Consider the following 17,799-nt stretch of genomic DNA (forward strand, 5'->3'; position numbering starts at 1 on the left):
GTAAATATTCTTAATATGCATTTTACTCATGAAAGAATGCCATGTAAAATTCATGATATCAAGTGAATCATTTTCATAACAACTCAAACAATTACGTTGATTATACAAGGAGGGATCAAAGTGAAAAAATGGGGCCTTGGTATTGCACAGGTTGCGCTCTTAATGGTTTTTTCACTGCTTATGGACCTGCTGGCCCGTACTCTCCATCTTCCTGTACCGGGTTCGATACTCGGTATGGTCGTGCTATTCATTCTGCTTCAGACCCGTGTCGTGAAGCTGCGCTGGATTGAAGTTGGAGCTGCCTGGCTACTCGGTGAACTACTGTTATTTTTTATCCCGTCAGCCGTTGGCATCATGAACTATATGCCCATGCTGGAGCATGACGGACTGCAGATTTTATTCATCGTACTGCTTAGTACATTTCTAGTCATGTCCTGCACAGGACTCGTTGCTACACGAATTGCGAAACGAAAGGAGCGTCACACTGGATGATTGGATTCCTCTGCCTGTTGTTAACCGTCGGTATCTATGGGATTGCCAAACGAATGTATCGCAATCTGCCGAAAGTATATCTGTCTCCACTGCTCATTACGCCGCTCCTTGTCGTTGGCATATTGCTCGCAACGGGAACGGATTATACCACGTATAGCAGTGGCGGCAAATGGCTGAGCCTGCTTCTACAACCGGCCACCGTGGCTTTTGCCGTACCGCTCTATACCTTTTTCCATGTACTCAAAAAACATATTTCCGAGATTGTCTTCAGTGTCATGACCGGCTCGATCGTTGCAGTACTCTCTTCTGCCCTGCTCGCCAAATGGCTCCGCCTGGATTCCGGGCTGATCCACAGCTTGATCCCGCGCTCCATTACAACACCCATTGCCATGAACGTATCGGCTACAATCGGGGGAATTCCGGCAGTTACAGCGGTTTTTGTCATTATGACCGGTCTGCTCGGAGTAATTATGGGTCCTACTATTGTTAAGATGCTGCACATCGATGGCGAGATTGCACGAGGCACACTATTTGGAACCGGTGCCCATGGCACAGGGACATCCAAAGCATTTGAACTGAGTTCCCTGACGGGTACCATCTCCAGTATCTCCATGGTGCTCGCCGCATTGTTCACTTTAGCCGTTGCACCCATCCTTTCCAAACTTATTTTCCCATAATAGATGGAATTATCCCACTTTTTTGAAATATTATTGTTGTATTAAAGCCCTTTCTTCCTTACAATAAAGACAGGTTTTAATTGTGAATTGCGGGGGAGATGCGATGAAAAGGACCGGAATGAAGAGATCTCTGGACCGCCTTGGACGAATTGTCCTTCCCAAAGAAATGCGGGATACAATGGAAATCCATATCGGCGATCCGCTTGAGTTTTTCATTGAAGGGAAAGAGTTGATTTTAAGAAAGTACAAATCAACATTATGTATTTTTTGCGGTGATGTAGATACGGAAATGTATTTCAAAGAACAATTCATCTGCCGGACTTGTGCAATTCAATTAAAACACCCGGATGACTCTCCCAACTGGTTCGTACCTCAGAACAAACAGGCTCCTGCACCCGTGGAGCGTCCTGCTACCAAATCTGCCTCAGTCTCATCTCCCGCTAGGGAAGAAGGGACCACTGCTGACAACCAAGAATACCCGGACCTGCGACCAAAGACGGCACGCATGCTGCAACAGATGAAAGAAATTGTTGAACAGAATCCCGGTTTGGCTCAACAGCAAATTGCGGAAAAGCTTGGCATTAGCCAAGGACGCGTCTCTCAATTAAAAAAGTTACTATAATAAGAATGGTATTCGATCATTTATAGTCAGAAGACCTTCCGATTCAGGAAGTCCCGCTGCAAGAGAACCCGTTGTTTTTTGTGGGTTCTTCTTTTTTTTATATTCATATCGTAAAGGGAAGGAGTTCTATGGATAAAATTCTGTATTTATCACAATTCGACCTCATGTCCTCTTTATCCGAGGCCGACCTGATTGAAATGGATGGGATGACTTCTATTACGACCATACCCAAAAACAGACAGATCCAGACACCGGATACGTTTACAGAAGGTTTCTATTTTGTAAAACGGGGAAAGGTTCGTTTATATACATTGAACCCGGAGGGCAAGCAGTTCACTCTCGATATGTTGACGGAAGGTAACGTGTTTGGAGAAATGCATGGAATCTCACTGGGAACACGTGCCGTCTATATCGAAACAATGGAGGAGTGTGATATTTGCCTGATGAACAAGCAACGTTTTGATCAGTTTCTGATTGAACATCCGCGATTTATGATGAGACTGATGAACGTACTAAGCGAGCGGATGAAACGAATGAGCGAGTTGACACAGACACTGGCGCTAGGGAACCTGCATGAAAAAGTGATACATAATCTCTTCCGGCTGGCCGAACAGATGGGATGGATCGAAGAGAATGAGTACTGCCGGATTCAACTCGCGCTTACCCATCAGGAGATTGCCTGGATGGCGGGAGCCACGCGGGAATCGGTTACGGTTGCCATGAAAGAGCTATCGAGAGCAGGCCGTATTCGTACCGGATTCAAATCAGTCGCCCTTCATCGTGACGAAATCGCTACTCTCCACAGAATCACTGCCCAGTTGTAGTTGTAAGATGCCTTACATCCCTATTCTCCAGCAAGTTGTATTGTATAACTCATGATACTACAACCAAGGAGGAGTATACCGTTGGATGCTAAGTCAGATCTGTTTATCCCTGAAGACATTCTTCTTCGCAAAGGTGCCCGTAAAGCAACGGAAATCCCGGAGCATATCCGCAATTGGCTGCAAGCAGGACATATTGAATCGGTCAATTTGACCGAATGGCTGGCTGTAGATCATGTTCTTCTTTTTCAGAAGGTTACCCATGAATGGGGAATGGATGCCGCAACCAGAGCAATTACCGAGCAGTTAAAACAGATGAATGAGCAGCGGATCATGAAAATCATCCCTGCCATAGCTATGCAATGGCTTGATCTGTTGAAGGGTCTAACAATCAATGAACGAACAAATCTCTTCCGTTCCATTGCTGAGCATCGTTCAGACAGCGTCCGCTGCTGGGCGGCTTATATCATAGGGCAGGATTCCCTTCTGAACCTGACTGAAAAGTTGGAGCATATTCGTCCCTTTGCAGCAGATCATCACTTTGGTGTAAGAGAAATCGCCTGGATGGCTGTACGGGAGTCCATCTCTGCCGAATTATCCGGAGCCTTGCAACATTTAATTCCATGGAGTGTTGACCCTAATCCACTGATCCGTCGCTTTGCCATAGAATCAATCAGACCTCGTGGCGTCTGGGCCAAGCATATTCAGGAGTTAAAAGAAAATCCGGCTATGGCCCTTCCCTTGCTTGACGCGGTGAAATCCGATGCCCATAAGTATGTACAGGATTCAGTAAGTAACTGGCTTAACGATGCCAGCAAGACAAACCCGGAGTGGGTGCGGCAGATCTGTGCCAGTTGGATTCAGCAGTCGGATACCAAGCATACGCTGCGAATCGTCACCCGCGCCAAGCGAAGTCTTTCATAAAAAAGATGACCACCGCTCATTGGCAGTGGTCATCTTCTGTATAAGCATCCATGTATTGCATTCCTCTATTGAAGGGGATACCTTTTCCACGGTGAACAGCACAATAACGTTTCCTCTTATCTTTCGCTTATGCCTGAATCGCGTCCATCTGGCCTTCTTCTTCCTCTTCCAATCTGCGCATGCCCACAACCAGGACAATAATGTTAGCTACCAACAACACAGCCGGGAACGGAACAGCAGCATATTGTGCATAGATCAGATGACTTCCCACAGCCCCAATCAGAATGAATGTCAGTATGCCAGAAGCCAGGATGCGAGTGCGTGGAATCAGTAGCCCCACTGCACTAAGCAACTCGGCAGCACCAAGCAGATACATGGTCCATGTTGGATAAGAGAAACTTTCGAAGGTCTGAATCATCATGTCTGCTCCACTGATCTTGTTAAACCCTGTCATGACGAATACACCTGCTAGCACAACCAGAAAAATATAACCCAAAATCTTGTTCATATGTATGTCCTCCTAAAGCGAATTGGATGTTCCTGCTATGTAATGATTATTTTTGTGATAATTAGTAAAAAAGAATCTATGTAAAAGTTCCCCGAAGGTAACTCTGTTTTCATCCGTTTAGTTAGGTTCACTTTCGAAATAGTACATGTGTATATTATACATATTATTTATCACCAACTTACTTTTATGAAGTTAGTATACAATGATAAGATAATTTCTTCAAGTAATTTTTCGCTGTATGATGTATAATACATACAAAAGGTATGTTACAGTATATTTTGTAGTGACCGTCATTAAACTGAATGTTCTACCATTCTTAGCGCGGCAGAAACCATGTCCTTCATATACATCAGCGAAAAAAATGATCATGAATCGAGGTGAACACGTTGAAGCTGAAAAAAGTAAAAGCACCAAGTCCCTGTATGATTACTCAGGCCATAGACATTATAGGCAAGAAGTGGGTACTGTTGATCATGTACCAACTGTTGTCCGGGCCCAAGCGGTTTACCGAGCTTGAAGCAGAGATGGCCATCAGTGGACGACTTTTATCGGAGCGATTGAAGGAAATGGAGACAGAAGGTATCGTAACCCGGCACATGTTTCCCGAGATTCCTCCTCGTGTAGAGTATGAGTTAACACCCAAAGGCAGAGCCATTGAACCTGTCATTGATCAGATCTACAGCTGGTCTTCCGACTGGTTGAAACAGCAGAAATCCGAGTAATCTAGATTCCTGCTCCATTCATTTCCACTCAACACAAATACGCCTGAATCAGGTTGATCTGCGGATCAGTCCCCGATTCAGGCGTATTTATATTTTTAATGAGAGAGATGCTTTGAAGGCTGAAGCTGTACCGGCAGGCCGGAATCTGCCGATGCCAGCGCCGCCGTCGTAATCTCCTGTGTACGACAGGCATCCGCATAATCGGACAGAATTCGTGAACGGTCTCCCGTACGCAAGGCGTGAATGAATGCTTCATTCTCACGCTCGTATGGATTATGTCCTGCCGAAATCTCCAGGCCTGCCATCGCATGTGTTGCGGCACTTGGCAGAAGCAAACGTTCCGGCGTCCAATCCCACACCCCTGCATCCGTGTAGAACTGCAGCCCTGCGCCGCCCTCTCCGTCTGGCAACAGACATGTATTGGCGATGCTTGCAATCGCTCCACTTTCCAGCTTGAGCGTCACATTCGCTACATCGGCAACAGTAACATGCTCATGCTTCTCATGCATGCTTCGCTGAGCTGCTACGGCGTACACCTCCGTAACTTCTCCTGCACAATACCGAAGCAAGTCTACGATATGTGTAGTCTGCTCTACGAATTGTCCACCTGAACCATCCTGGCGTCGCCACCAGGCAACTCCTGGCATTCCGCCCATCCAGCGGCCAAGTGCCATGCCAACCGTCTGTTCTTTCATCGCTTGCTGTAGAACTTGAGCAGCCTCCTGATAACGGAAATGGTAGCCGACAGAGGTTAACAAGCCGCTCTTCTGTACCTGATCCAACACCTGACGCGGAACGTCCATTCCAGTACTCAGCGGTTTCTCGACCAGGAATGGAATTCCGCGACGATTCAATTCCGACTCAATCGATCCGTGAGACATCGGAGGCACACAGATATACACCGCATCCAGCTTCTCACCATCCAGCATATGTTCAAGTTCACCGTAACCAACAGCATCATAGACGGAGGCCATAGCCTCTGCCTTTTCCAACGTTGTGCCGCAGACACTCGCAACACGAACACCTTCCATTCGTGCGAGAATATCTGCATGTACCTTACTGAACCAGCCTGTTCCAATGATTCCGATCTGTAATGTCATGGATGTAATCCCCTCTCTGTGTTACACGCTTACATGTTCCATTCGACTTTCAGTAGCGAAATCCTGCCTCAGATTTTGCCGGATGCTTCCAACAACAGCTGATCCAGTTCCTGTGTATGCATAACCACTTGCGCTTCAGACCAGTTCAAATGCCCGGCCATATAGGAGATAACCGCTGCCTTATAACGACGGACCTCATCAATACGGAAAAATAGATCTCCTGTTCTTCGTACCAAAAAGTCAGACGGGGTTACAGTCATCTCTTCTTCGATCGCATAACGTAACATCAGCAGTAGCTCCTGTGATAGGCCATGAAGCTCGGCCTTGGTGCGTGGATCAGGCATTCGCTCATACAGGGCCTCCACATTGGAACCATACGTGCGGACCAGCCGCTCCGCAGCAGGTCGAGTAAGCCCCAAGGCAACACCATCCTTGATCTTGCGCTCCGCATACGATGCGAATCCAGCCGAACCTCCTACGTCCCCGCCGGATATGGGCATCTTCTTTGTTACGCAAGGACCTATGGATTGTCCGTGCTCCTGCTCCATCTGGCGCGCGACCAGATTAACGACCATCTCGGCCATTTTACGGTATCCGGTTAATTTGCCCCCGGCAATGGTAATCAGATCGGAATCGGATACCCAGACTTCGTCCTTACGTGAAATTTCGGAAGGATTCTTGCCTTCCTCATGAATTAATGGACGTACACCCGCCCATCCGGATTCCACATCCTCGATACCAATCTGTACATCCGGAAACATGCCATTGACTGCATCAATCACATAATCGCGGTCCGAGTCGGAGATTAGCGGATGTGCAGGATCGTCCTGATATACGGTGTCGGTTGTCCCCACATAGGTTTTGCCATCACGAGGGACAGCAAATACCATTCGACCATCTGGCGTATCAAAATAAACCGCCTGTCTTAGCGGAAATCGTTCTCCATCGAAGACCAAATGAATACCTTTGGTCATCTGTAGCGTTTTCCCCTGGCGTGAACCATCCCATTCCCGCAGCCCATCCACCCAGGGACCAGAAGCATTGATCACCTTGCTTGCTTTCAGCGTATAGGTCTGACCATCGATCTGATCCACGGCAAGAATACCTGTAATCTTGCCATTCTCCTTCAGGAAACCTGTTGCCTTCACATAGTTCACTGCCTGTGCCCCGCGTTTGACAGCTTCTTTCATGACTTCAATAGTGAGTCTGGCATCGTCTGTCCGGTACTCCACATAGAGTCCACCACCCAACAATCCCTGTTTGCGCAGCAAAGGTTCACTATCCGACACTGCACCGGCATTCAGCATTTGGCGTCGTTCACTGCGCTTTACCCCGGCGAGCCGATCATATACCGTCAGACCAATGGATGTGCTGAAGCGGCCGAACGTACCTGCCGTGTAGATTGGTAGCAACATCGGTTCCGGTGTTGTCACATGCGGCCCATTCTCGTACACTACAGCCCGCTCCCGTCCTACCTCCGCAACCATTTTCACTTCATATTGCTTCAAATAACGCAAACCGCCATGGACCAATTTGGTCGAACGACTGGATGTACCTGCTGCAAAATCCTGCATTTCTACAAGCGCTATCTTCAATCCACGGGAAGCCGCATCCAATGCAATCCCTGCGCCTGTAATCCCGCCGCCAATAATCAATACGTCAAAATGTGCATTCTCCATTCTTTGCAAATATTCGGTCCGTTGTGCTGACGAGAACGTTTCTGCCATCCTTGAACCCCCTATTGATTCCCTTTATATATCCGCAAAAAAAACAAAAAAAGGACCACGTCATTCGCTCAGCAATTGCTGAGCGGCACGTGGTCCCTCCCGATCTCCAGACATCATTTTTTAACTTGTGCCTTTATCCTATCACAGATTTTTGACGGCGTGAAGTCCTGAAATGACACATTATTCAAAAAAAATTCAAAAAGTTGTTCTGCCAAAGGATGGAATTTCAAATGAATCCACTAACCTTAACTTTTTCCTTATAGTGGGCATATGGTTTCGCTTCCCCAGGAAGAATTCCCCTGTAAATCATGCATCATTTTCCACCAGTAAATATCATTTATAACATAAGTTTAGTGATAAAGTACAAATGCCCACACCAAGGGATATTCATTTCATTTCTTTACTTCAGCATTTTTCATAATTCGAATTATCCCGCTCACGGGTACAAAATAAGACGAACAAAATCATTTCGATCTATATTTTGCTGATTGGAAGACGCTCAGGGGATTTATGCAAAATGCTTATTTGAAAGCCATCACTGCGTTCACTGCACGCTTCCAGCCTGCATACAGTTCTGTCCGTTGTTGCTCAGCCATAACAGGCTGGAAGACACGCTCGGTGTTTTCATGATCGGTCAATTCATCCGCGTTCGTCCAATACCCAACCGCCAGACCTGCCAGATAAGCCGCACCCAATGCAGTTGTTTCATTCACTGTAGGGCGTTCGACGGGAATGCCCAGAATATCACTCTGGAATTGCATCAGGAAATCATTGGCCGCCGCCCCGCCATCGACACGCAGAGCATGCACGGGTATACCCGAGTCGGATTCCATCGCCTCCAGTACATCTTTGGTCTGATACGCCAATGCCTCCAGTGTAGCACGGATAAAGTGTTCCTTCGTCGTGCCCCGGGTCAGGCCAAACACCGCACCCTTAACCTCACTATCCCAATACGGACTGCCCAGTCCCACAAATGCAGGTACCAGATAAACGCCGTCTGTCGAAGGCACACGTGAGGCGTAGTCCTCACTATCTTTTGAAGAGCGAAGCATTCTTAAACCGTCACGCAGCCACTGAACCGCTGAGCCTGCAACAAAGATGCTGCCTTCGAGCGCATACTCAACTTTACCATTCATCCCCCAGGCAATGGTCGTAATGAGTCCGTGATCCGATTGCACCGGATTCTCTCCCGTATTCATGAGCATGAAACATCCGGTACCATATGTATTTTTCATACTGCCCTTGGTATAACACCCCTGACCAAACATCGCTGCCTGCTGATCTCCTGCCGCCCCCGCAATCGGAATCCGATGACCGAAGAAATGATAGTCTGTCGTGTGTGCATACACCTCGGATGAACCTCGCACCTCTGGCAGCATGGCCTTAGGAATGTCGAGAATACCCAACAATTCGTCATCCCATTGCAGATCATAGATGTTATACATCAGGGTACGTGAGGCATTGGATATATCCGTGACGTGTGTACCCCCGCTTAGTTTCCAGATCAGCCAGCTATCAATCGTGCCAAACAACAGTTCACCCTTCTCTGCCCGCTCTCGGGCACCAGGGACATGATCCAGAATCCATTTGACCTTCGTTCCCGAGAAGTAGGGATCGATTAATAATCCTGTTTTGCGGCGAAAAAGGTCCCCGTGTCCCTGTGTCTTCAATTCCTCACAGATGTCTGCAGTCTGTCTGGACTGCCATACCACTGCATTATAGATGGGTCTGCCTGTTTCTTTGTCCCATACCACCACGGTTTCCCGCTGATTCGTAATTCCAATTCCGGCAATCTGGACAGGTTTGATCCCGCTCTCTGCCAGACACGAAGCCATCACGGCAAGAATGGAACTCCAAATTTCATTGGCATTCTGCTCTACCCAACCCGGCTTGGGGAAATATTGGGGAAATTCCTGCTGAGCAATGTGCACAATCTCTCCGCCGTGGTTAAACAGAATGGCCCGGGAGCTCGTCGTTCCTTGATCCAGAGCCAATATATATTTTTCCATACATACAACCTCCTGTTGTGGGTTCTTTTTAAGGTGTAAGCGATTTCTCAAAGTGTCGGATCAGCTCTGCGTTGGAAGTGGTCACAGCCGTTGCTCCGACGCCAAGCGCAAGTTCTACCTCTTCCGGTGAGCGGATCAATCCTCCCGCAATGATGGGGATACCTGTACGTACAGATACTTCCGCAATAATATGCGGAATGACGCCAGGTAGTACTTCAATATAATCCGGTTGGGTTTTGGCCAGCAGCAGATAACTTTTCTCCAGTGCATGGGTGTCCAGCAGAAAAATACGTTGTATAGCTGTAATCCCCTTCTGCTTCGCCTTCTGGATTACACTTGCCCTTGTAGAGATCAGTCCTGCGGGGCGAATGTGCTGACACAGATACTCTGCTGCATACTCATCATTTTTCAATCCCTGTACCAGATCTGCATGCAAAAGTATCTTTTTGTCATACCGCCGCGCCTCGTCCATTACACTCTGAAGCTGTGCAATATGAGTTTCCAGCATCACCCCATAGGTATAAGGGCCTTCAATCATCGCCTCAAACTGCTTCATGCTCTTCGCAGCCGGCAACATACGTTGTCCCTCAAATGGCACCTTGGTTCCTCCCGCATTCATCAGATGCCTATATTGTATAATCCGTGCCGTGCGAACGGCAAGCCATTCCGTGAATCAGGAAGATCTGAACGCTATGTTGTTATCCATACAAAAAAGCCGTTACTGCACTTCTCCATAACGGAGAGTACAATAACGGCTAATCAGCTAATCGCATACATCTATATAATGATTAAGCCTGCGCATGGGGAAGCAGCGTCTCTGCCCCAGCCCAGCCATCACTTTCTGCCAAGTGACCAGAACGGTTCACTTTCGTTTGCAGATATTTCTCGTTGAATGCAGAACGATCTCCCCACAGTGGGACACGTCCGCCCACATTCAATCCCGCTTCCTGCAAAGCAGCGAGCTTCCGTGGATTGTTGGTGATCAGAGTAACTGGTGCGGAGCGAAGTGCCCGCAAGACAGCAATCGCATCGTCATAATTGCGGGCATCGTCCGTGAATCCGAGCTGCAAGTTCGCATCTACTGTATCCAGGCCTTCTTCCTGCAAAATGTACGCCATTGCTTTGCTGAACAGACCGATGCCACGTCCCTCATGGTTGGCAAGGTAGAACAGTGCGCCCGCTCCGTGAGCGGTGATCATTTTCATGGATTGCTCCAATTGGAAGCCGCAATCACAACGCTTGCTGCCAAAGATGTCGCCTGTATGACAGATGCTATGCATCCGGATCAGCGCTTCTTGTGCGTTGGCAAAGTCACCATACACCAGAACACTGGATTGTTGACGCTCTGCCAGCTCAGCCTCAGCAAGGGATTCAATTAACTCGCCGCTCTCCATCGCTTTGTCTGACTTCATCCAGCTATACCATTGGAATGTCTTGGTCTCTCCATCAAGGTTTACCGGGAGCTTAATCGGCCCTACGAGGTATATAAACTCTTTTCCACTCGGAAAAGTCTGAATTTTAGGGGCAAGCAGTTGAATAATATGTGAATTGATCATTGTCGTTCCTCCTGTTTAGGGCCAACTTGTATATTGATTGATTCGCATCCAGAGCGAAAATGGATCACTTGGATATTATATAGTACGTATCTATATTATTATCATCATTAGTTACTTTATGTAAGTTAGTTTAGAATAAAAATTATAAAGTGTCAAGTAACTTTTATTTTTAAAGTAACTACTAAAATTATGTTACGCAACGGACACAAATATGTGTTTCATTTCAGGAATATTGGGTATGAGTTTATAAACTGCTCATACACTAATGTTGTAGTCCAAAGCACTTCATGCCTCGAACTTAACGATGAGGGGGTTATGCACATGATCCGCCGGAAAAGAACTTGCTGGACAGCCATACTGATGGTCTGCGTCCTGCTCATAAGCGGATGCTCCATCTGGCCCGGACAGGACGATTCAGCGAACAACAAAAAGGTAGCGCTTACATTATGGTACTGGAATCGTTCTATCGATGATAAGCTGATTGCCAGGGCTAAGGAAAAGTTCCCCAATATCGAACTGACAGCTCAGAAAATCGGCGGTGATTTCAAGGCAAAACTCAAAACAACACTCGCTGCACGCTCAGGTGAACCAGACATTGTAGCTTTGAACGACTGGATCATGGAGCTATTCCCCAGTGAGGACCGTTTCTATAATCTGTATGATCTCGGTGCAGGAGATATTGAAGACCAATATCTGCCGTGGAAATGGAAGCAAGGTGTTACGCCAAGTGGACAGATGATTGGATTCCCGATGGATACCGGACCAACAGCCCTCTTCTACCGAGAAGATCTGTTCAAGGAGGTCGGATTGCCTTCTGATCCCGAAGACGTTACACGCCAGATCAACAGCTGGGATGCATATGCTGCTGCCGGAGAACAGCTCAAGGAAAAATTCGGAGGCAAGGTTTTTCTAACCGACAATATTGCGACCGTTTACAATCAAGTCATATCACAGTCTGCGGAGCGTTATTTCCGGCCGGACGGGTCCTTTATCGGCATGGATTCCCCTATTGTGGGCAAAAGCTGGGATACGGCCGTTGCTTTCAAAGAGAAGGGACTGCTAGCCAATGCAGATGGCTGGACTCCAAGCTGGAACGCCGCGATGAATAATGGCGAAATCGCCTCTTTCGTGGGCGCTGTCTGGATGAAACAAGTTCTTCAGGAAGCCGCTCCGGATACATCCGGGAAATGGCGGGTCGCTCGGGCACCAGGGGGAGATGGCAACAACGGAGGATCATTCCTGTCCATCCTGAAGTCGAGTGAACATCCTCAGGAAGCCTTTGAACTGGTTCGCTGGCTGCAAAGTCCCGAAAATCAACTGGAGCAATATCAGACATTGAACCTTTTCCCTTCTGCACCAGGTGTATTTGATGATCCTGCCATGAAAGAAAAAGAACCTTTCTTCGGTGGACAGGCGACAGGGCCTGTATTTGCCGAATCGGCACAGGATGTGCCGGATGCTTTCTTTGGCGAACGATATCCATCCGTACACAACATTATCACCCGACGGCTGAATGATGTCGCGAAGCAAAATGCCGATCCACAGCAGGTCTGGACGGATACGGTACACCGCGTCGAGCGGGAATTGCAGCGTTAACCTGAAGAACGTGTGGTTTCGTTATCCGCAAAGGAGGAATTCATATGGCTGTAACTGAACCTCGTCTTACTCCCGATCCCGGACATGCAAGACCTGATCTGGATCGGCAGAAGTCACTATGGGCGAGAATGTGGGAGCATCGTGCACTCTATGTTGCGATATCGCCGTTTTATATTCTGTTTGCGGTATTTGGCCTGTTCCCCATCGGGTTTTCACTCTACCTGGCTTTTCATAAATGGGATGGCATCGGTGTCATGACGTACAACGGGTTCAACAACTTCAAATACATGCTGACCGATGCCGAGTTCTGGCAAGCCGTGGGTAATACGTTCATGATCTGGATCTATTCGACGATTCCGATGCTCTTCTTCGCCCTGATTATTGCCTTTCTGCTGCATGCACCATTTGTGAAGTTCCGCACCCTGTTTCGGGTCGGTTATTTCCTGCCAAACGTCACATCCATCGTGGCGGTAGCCATTATCTTCGGTGCCTTATTTGCCAACAATTATGGTTTTCTCAATTATCTGCTGCAGTCGGTCGGGCTACCGGTTGTCGAGTGGCTGAATGCACCATGGGGCATCAAAGTCGCGATCTCCTCCATGGTGGTCTGGCGCTGGACCGGATATAACGCCGTCATCTATCTAGCCGGACTTCAGAGTATCCCGCAGACGTTATACGAAGCGGCCAAGATTGACGGCGCATCAGCGATACAGTCCTTTTTCCGAATTACAATTCCTATGCTGCGTCCTGTGATCCTGTTCACAGTCATTACATCAACGATCGGGGGTATGCAGCTGTTCACCGAGCCACAAGTATTGGTAGGTAATGATGGCGGCGCGGGTGCAGCAGGTATGACAATTGTATTGTACCTCTACCGTGAATCCTTCATTAACAATTACTTCGGATATGGCGCGGCCGTTGGTTGGGGCATGTTCCTCATTATCGCCCTGTTCTCGATTGTGAACTGGAAGCTTGTTCAAGGCAAATCATCCTGATGTGATAAGGGGGAGCGCACATGGCGACCAAACACCTCAAATCGCTGGTGTTGTATACCGGTCTTATCGGGGGCATGCTCATATCCATGTTCCCGTTCTATTGGCTGATTGTAATGTCCACCCGGACAACGTCCGATATCTACAAGTTCCCACCTCAGCTCTGGTTCGGGGGTGAACTGTGGAATAATATTACGCGGGTATTGCAACAGATTGATTTCTGGGGCGCCTTTCTGAATACGTTGTTTGTGTCGGGTCTTGTGACCATTCTGGTACTGTTTTTTGACTCACTGGCGGGGTTTGCGTTTGCGAAGTTTGAATTTCCCGGCAAAAAGTGGCTCTTCATCCTGCTGCTCGCCACCATGATGGTACCTTCCCAGCTGTCGCTGGTGCCTTCCTTTGTGCTCATGGCCACGTTCGGTTGGGTCGGTTCCTTCAAAGCCCTCATTATTCCAGGCATGGTGAATGCCTTCGGCATCTTCTGGATTCGCCAGTATGCGACGGAGTCGATTCCGAACGATCTGCTGGATGCGGGCCGCATCGACGGCTGTAATTTCTTCCGACTCTATTGGAACGTGGCGCTCCCAATTCTGCGACCTGCCTTTGCTTTCCTCGGCGCGTTCACCTTTATCGGCGTATGGAATGACTATCTGTGGCCTTTGATCGTCCTGACGGATGAACGCAAGTATACGTTGCAGATTGCGTTGTCTCAATTAAACGGGCTGTATAACACAGACTATGCGATGGTCATCGCAGGTACGTTGCTTGCCGTCATTCCGCTCATCGTTATGTTCCTGTTCATCAGCCGTCAGTTTATTTCGGATATTGCCGCAGGAGCAGTGAAGGACTAAAATTCTGGCATTTTGATCCATCCCTCAAGTCTGATATTCTTATCTATAGATCAATACCAGATGCCCTATAAGTTGGATGAATAGCGCCACGTGCGCGAAGGGGACAGAAAGGGCCTGAAGAAATGGAATTAAAAGCTTTCCAGAGGAAAGCTACTTCGAAAGCATATGCTTCGCATTTACGCGATCGGAAGGCTTTCTGCACCCGAAGTGTTAACGTGTAACAGCATTCATTCACTTATATATTCAAGAAAGAGGGATGACAAAATGGCTTCTTCACCCTATATGATCGGCGTAGATATCGGCACGACCTCCACCAAGGCCGTCTTGTTTGAACAGAACGGAACCATTGTGGCTCAAGGCAGTGCCGATTATCCGCTGCACACCCCCACACCTGCGATTGCGGAGCAGGATGCGGAGGATATTTTCAAAGCAGTCATCACATCGGTTAAACAGGCTACCTCCAAAGCTGGAGTTAAGCCAGAGGACATCCTGTTTGTATCCTTCAGTTCGGCCATGCACAGCATTCTGCCTGTCGATCAACACGGCACACCGCTGATGCGGGCCATGACATGGGCAGATAATCGCAGTGCCGAGTGGACCGAAGTACTCAAATCCGAGATGAATGGTCACGAAATCTATCTGAGAACAGGTACGCCGATTCATCCGATGTCCCCTCTCACCAAGATCATGTGGCTCACCCGGGATCAACCGGAACTGTTCAGACAGACGCACAAATTCATATCCATGAAAGAATATGTCTTCTATAAATTATTATCTGAATACGTCATCGACCACTCGATGGCCTCAGCCACCGGACTCATGAATCTGGAGAAACTCGACTGGGATGCAGAAGCGCTTCATGTGGCGGGCATTACGCCGGAACACCTGTCCCGATTGGTACCGACCACACATGTGCTGAAACAGGGATTGCACCCGGAATACGCTAAGGAGATGGGCATTGCGGTCACCACACCATTTGTCATCGGGGCAAGTGATGGCGTGCTCTCCAATCTGGGCGTGAACGCCATTGATCCAGGCGTCGTGGCCGTGACCATTGGTACCAGTGGAGCGATTCGTACGGTCGTAGATAAACCGGTGACCGATCCCAAAGGACGCTTCTTCTGTTATGCACTCACGGAGGACGCATGGGTCATTGGCGGACCAGTGAACAATGGCGGTGTTATTTTCCGCTGGATTCGGGACGAGTTTGCGGCTTCCGAGGTAGAGACCGCGAAACGACTTGGCATTGATCCGTATGAAGTGCTCACTCGTGTTGCGGAAAATGTACCTCCGGGTTCGGAAGGTCTCTTGTTCCATCCGTACATGACAGGTGAGCGGGCTCCGCTCTGGAATCCGAATGCACGCGGCTCGTTCTTCGGTCTGACGCTGCATCATAAGAAAGAACATATGATTCGCGCTGCGCTCGAAGGTGTGTTGTTTAACCTATACACGGTCATGCTCGCGATTGAAGAAAAGATCGGTCGTCCGAAAAAAATCCAGGCAACAGGCGGCTTCGCCCGTTCCGAGTTGTGGCGGCAGATGATGGCCGATATTTTCGATCAGGATGTCATCATCCCCGAAAGTATTGAAAGCTCCTGTCTCGGCGCAGCCGTACTAGGGCTCTATGCCCTTGGCCGCATTGATTCCCTGAGTGCCGTCTCCGGCATGATCGGATCAACGCATCGGCACCAGCCGGACCCGGACAGTGTCCGCGTCTACCGGGAGCTGCTGCCAATCTTCATCCGCATCTCCCGCAAATTCGAAGAAGAGTATGCGGATATCGCTGCTTTTCAGAATAAGACGATGCAAGGGTAAGGATGACGTGCAAGTATGTTTATGAGGACCCTCCCGCCATGTTTTGGACATGCGGGAGGGTCCTTGTTCATGTACGGTTTTTATGTACGATTTTTATGTACCATTTTTCTTGCAGAAACTGTGCTATTGGCTAGATGAAGCCCTCGTCCTCAGCGCCTTTCAAATTAGCTACATATACACATAAAAAGCTCCACAACTTGTGGGCTTCGTTTCTTAAAAACTTCAATTTCACTTATTAATACTCAGCTATCATTGATTATACTTGCTGAACGCATTCTGGTCGGCCTGTACATTCTCCAGATACACGATCTGCCCCGCATCATTTACACGTGCGATATCGATGCCTGCTTTGGCATATACCGTTCCGTCTGCCGCTTGTCCGCATACCGCCCAGTTGGTCTGGTAGCTGCCGTCAGTCTGTAGCACCCACCCGTCCCACATATGTTTTACATCCTTATTGTATTCGTAGAAAGCTTTCATAAAACCATCGAATCCTGTTCGGCTGGTGCCGTTAAGCACAATCTCTGCGTCCGGTGTAAACAGGGACAATAAGTCCTGTATGGCGCGCTCGTCTGTGCGTGAAGCATCAAATAAACGGAAATAGTTGTTCAACAGTGTAGTGGTATTTATAGTACTCATTCGTATTCCTCCTAGAATAAAAAGCCGTTTTCCAACCTTTCAGTTCGAATATTATCGAACTAACTGAAAGAGAAATGTATCATACTTCTTATACTCCCCGCAAGAAATATATAAGTTGAAACCGACTTTTACACTAACACGGAGAGGGCAGAACCAATCTGAAGAAGCGAAGCGTGCGCCTGAAAGCTTTCTGAAAGAAAGCTACATCGGAAGCATACGCTAGCACCGGATTTTTCCCTTGGACCAAGGGAATAAAGAAAATCTGGGGATAAGAGCGATCGAAAGATGGTACTGCAATCGGAGTAAACAAGTGTAATAGTTACAGTTCAACTTCTATAGTTCGAAATTTTTCAAACATTGAAAGGTGTGGCCGAATATGCTAACGTCATACACATGAGAACTCCAACGATACCTATGGCTTCGGAATTGAAGCTGACCACGGTCTGCAATGCATTGGGTGATCCGATCCGCATGAAAATTGCACACTGTCTGGCCAGCTCTGGCGAGAAAAACTGTTCCGCCTTCGAAGTAGACCATATTTCCAAATCCACGTTGTCCCATCACATCAAAATTTTACGAGAAGCTGGCGTGATCCAGCCGCGCATTGAAGGTAAACAGCACTTTTATTCCCTACGAAAGGAAGAACTACACGCACGTTTTCCCGGCCTCGTCGAGATGATTCTGAATTCAACCGAGGAATACGCACATTGAAAATAAGCAGGTCTGAGATCGAAGAACCACAATGATC

Annotated in this window: 18 protein-coding genes; 11 read left to right on the forward strand and 7 right to left on the reverse strand. The window is 48.1% G+C overall.

The window, feature by feature from the left end; genetic code table 11:
* Positions 1–120 precede the first annotated feature (120 nt).
* The 5 genes from AC1S8V_RS28465 to AC1S8V_RS28485 all read left to right on the forward strand — a co-directional run bounded on the left by AC1S8V_RS28465 (position 121) and on the right by AC1S8V_RS28485 (position 3,536).
* A complete protein-coding gene (locus AC1S8V_RS28465) occupies positions 121–492 on the forward strand; it encodes a CidA/LrgA family protein (RefSeq protein ID WP_017691758.1) in 372 nt (123 codons plus the stop codon).
* Positions 489–1,169 carry an LrgB family protein gene (locus tag AC1S8V_RS28470; protein WP_482071663.1) on the forward strand — a complete coding sequence of 227 codons (681 nt, stop codon included), beginning with the start codon at positions 489–491 and terminating at the stop codon, positions 1,167–1,169. The genes AC1S8V_RS28465 and AC1S8V_RS28470 overlap by 4 nt, the downstream gene beginning before the upstream one ends.
* Positions 1,170–1,272: 103 nt before the next feature.
* Positions 1,273–1,791 carry an AbrB/MazE/SpoVT family DNA-binding domain-containing protein gene (locus AC1S8V_RS28475; protein ID WP_482071664.1) on the forward strand — a complete coding sequence of 173 codons (519 nt, stop codon included), beginning with the start codon at positions 1,273–1,275 and terminating at the stop codon, positions 1,789–1,791.
* A gap of 128 nt (positions 1,792–1,919) precedes the next feature.
* The gene (locus AC1S8V_RS28480) at positions 1,920–2,615 is read left to right on the forward strand and encodes a Crp/Fnr family transcriptional regulator (RefSeq protein WP_482071665.1); all 696 of its coding nucleotides are present in this window, start codon (positions 1,920–1,922) and stop codon (positions 2,613–2,615) included.
* Between the two features lie 117 nt (positions 2,616–2,732).
* Positions 2,733–3,536 carry a DNA alkylation repair protein gene (locus AC1S8V_RS28485; RefSeq protein ID WP_482074603.1) on the forward strand — a complete coding sequence of 268 codons (804 nt, stop codon included), beginning with the start codon at positions 2,733–2,735 and terminating at the stop codon, positions 3,534–3,536.
* Positions 3,537–3,663: 127 nt separating this feature from the next.
* On the opposite strand, the gene AC1S8V_RS28490 is transcribed toward AC1S8V_RS28485, so the two are convergent.
* Positions 3,664–4,044 (reverse strand): DoxX family protein, encoded by a 381-nt coding sequence (locus AC1S8V_RS28490; protein WP_482071666.1) that lies wholly within the window; start codon positions 4,042–4,044, stop codon positions 3,664–3,666.
* A 422-nt stretch (positions 4,045–4,466) separates the two neighbouring features.
* Here AC1S8V_RS28490 and AC1S8V_RS28495 point away from each other — a divergent pair, with 422 nt between their 5' ends.
* The gene (locus AC1S8V_RS28495; protein ID WP_026081419.1) at positions 4,467–4,766 is read left to right on the forward strand and encodes a winged helix-turn-helix transcriptional regulator; all 300 of its coding nucleotides are present in this window, start codon (positions 4,467–4,469) and stop codon (positions 4,764–4,766) included.
* Between the two features lie 95 nt (positions 4,767–4,861).
* Here the strand turns inward: AC1S8V_RS28495 and AC1S8V_RS28500 are convergent, their stop codons facing one another.
* From AC1S8V_RS28500 to AC1S8V_RS28520, 5 genes are all read right to left on the reverse strand, one after another.
* Positions 4,862–5,866, reverse strand: coding sequence for a Gfo/Idh/MocA family protein (locus AC1S8V_RS28500; RefSeq protein ID WP_482071667.1), 1,005 nt, complete (start codon positions 5,864–5,866; stop codon positions 4,862–4,864).
* A 68-nt stretch (positions 5,867–5,934) separates the two neighbouring features.
* Positions 5,935–7,593: a glycerol-3-phosphate dehydrogenase/oxidase gene (locus AC1S8V_RS28505; RefSeq protein ID WP_482071668.1), complete on the reverse strand. Its 1,659-nt coding sequence runs from the start codon at positions 7,591–7,593 to the stop codon at positions 5,935–5,937.
* Positions 7,594–8,114: 521 nt separating this feature from the next.
* Positions 8,115–9,602, reverse strand: a complete 1,488-nt coding sequence (gene glpK / locus AC1S8V_RS28510; RefSeq protein WP_482071669.1) for a glycerol kinase GlpK — start codon at positions 9,600–9,602, stop codon at positions 8,115–8,117.
* Positions 9,603–9,630: 28 nt separating this feature from the next.
* The gene (locus tag AC1S8V_RS28515) at positions 9,631–10,200 is read right to left on the reverse strand and encodes a glycerol-3-phosphate responsive antiterminator (protein ID WP_482071670.1); all 570 of its coding nucleotides are present in this window, start codon (positions 10,198–10,200) and stop codon (positions 9,631–9,633) included.
* 190 nt (positions 10,201–10,390) lie between these two features.
* Positions 10,391–11,158: a GTP cyclohydrolase II gene (locus AC1S8V_RS28520; protein ID WP_482071671.1), complete on the reverse strand. Its 768-nt coding sequence runs from the start codon at positions 11,156–11,158 to the stop codon at positions 10,391–10,393.
* 321 nt (positions 11,159–11,479) lie between these two features.
* Here AC1S8V_RS28520 and AC1S8V_RS28525 point away from each other — a divergent pair, with 321 nt between their 5' ends.
* The 4 genes from AC1S8V_RS28525 to gntK all read left to right on the forward strand — a co-directional run bounded on the left by AC1S8V_RS28525 (position 11,480) and on the right by gntK (position 16,412).
* A complete protein-coding gene (locus AC1S8V_RS28525; RefSeq protein ID WP_482071672.1) occupies positions 11,480–12,754 on the forward strand; it encodes an ABC transporter substrate-binding protein in 1,275 nt (424 codons plus the stop codon).
* A 128-nt stretch (positions 12,755–12,882) separates the two neighbouring features.
* The gene (locus AC1S8V_RS28530; protein WP_091013252.1) at positions 12,883–13,749 is read left to right on the forward strand and encodes a carbohydrate ABC transporter permease; all 867 of its coding nucleotides are present in this window, start codon (positions 12,883–12,885) and stop codon (positions 13,747–13,749) included.
* A 20-nt stretch (positions 13,750–13,769) separates the two neighbouring features.
* Positions 13,770–14,597, forward strand: coding sequence for a carbohydrate ABC transporter permease (locus tag AC1S8V_RS28535; RefSeq protein ID WP_036612996.1), 828 nt, complete (start codon positions 13,770–13,772; stop codon positions 14,595–14,597).
* A gap of 264 nt (positions 14,598–14,861) precedes the next feature.
* Entirely contained in the window at positions 14,862–16,412 is a 1,551-nt protein-coding gene (gntK, locus tag AC1S8V_RS28540; RefSeq protein WP_482071673.1) for a gluconokinase, read from the forward strand.
* A 249-nt stretch (positions 16,413–16,661) separates the two neighbouring features.
* Here the strand turns inward: gntK and AC1S8V_RS28545 are convergent, their stop codons facing one another.
* Positions 16,662–17,051, reverse strand: coding sequence for a nuclear transport factor 2 family protein (locus tag AC1S8V_RS28545; protein WP_482071674.1), 390 nt, complete (start codon positions 17,049–17,051; stop codon positions 16,662–16,664).
* A 393-nt stretch (positions 17,052–17,444) separates the two neighbouring features.
* Between AC1S8V_RS28545 and AC1S8V_RS28550 the strand changes: the two genes are divergently transcribed.
* On the forward strand, positions 17,445–17,762 hold the full coding sequence (locus AC1S8V_RS28550; RefSeq protein ID WP_482071675.1) for an ArsR/SmtB family transcription factor: 318 nt from the start codon (positions 17,445–17,447) through the stop codon (positions 17,760–17,762).
* Positions 17,763–17,799 lie beyond the last annotated feature (37 nt).

It is taken from the genome of Paenibacillus sp. B46(2026) (assembly GCF_056786355.1).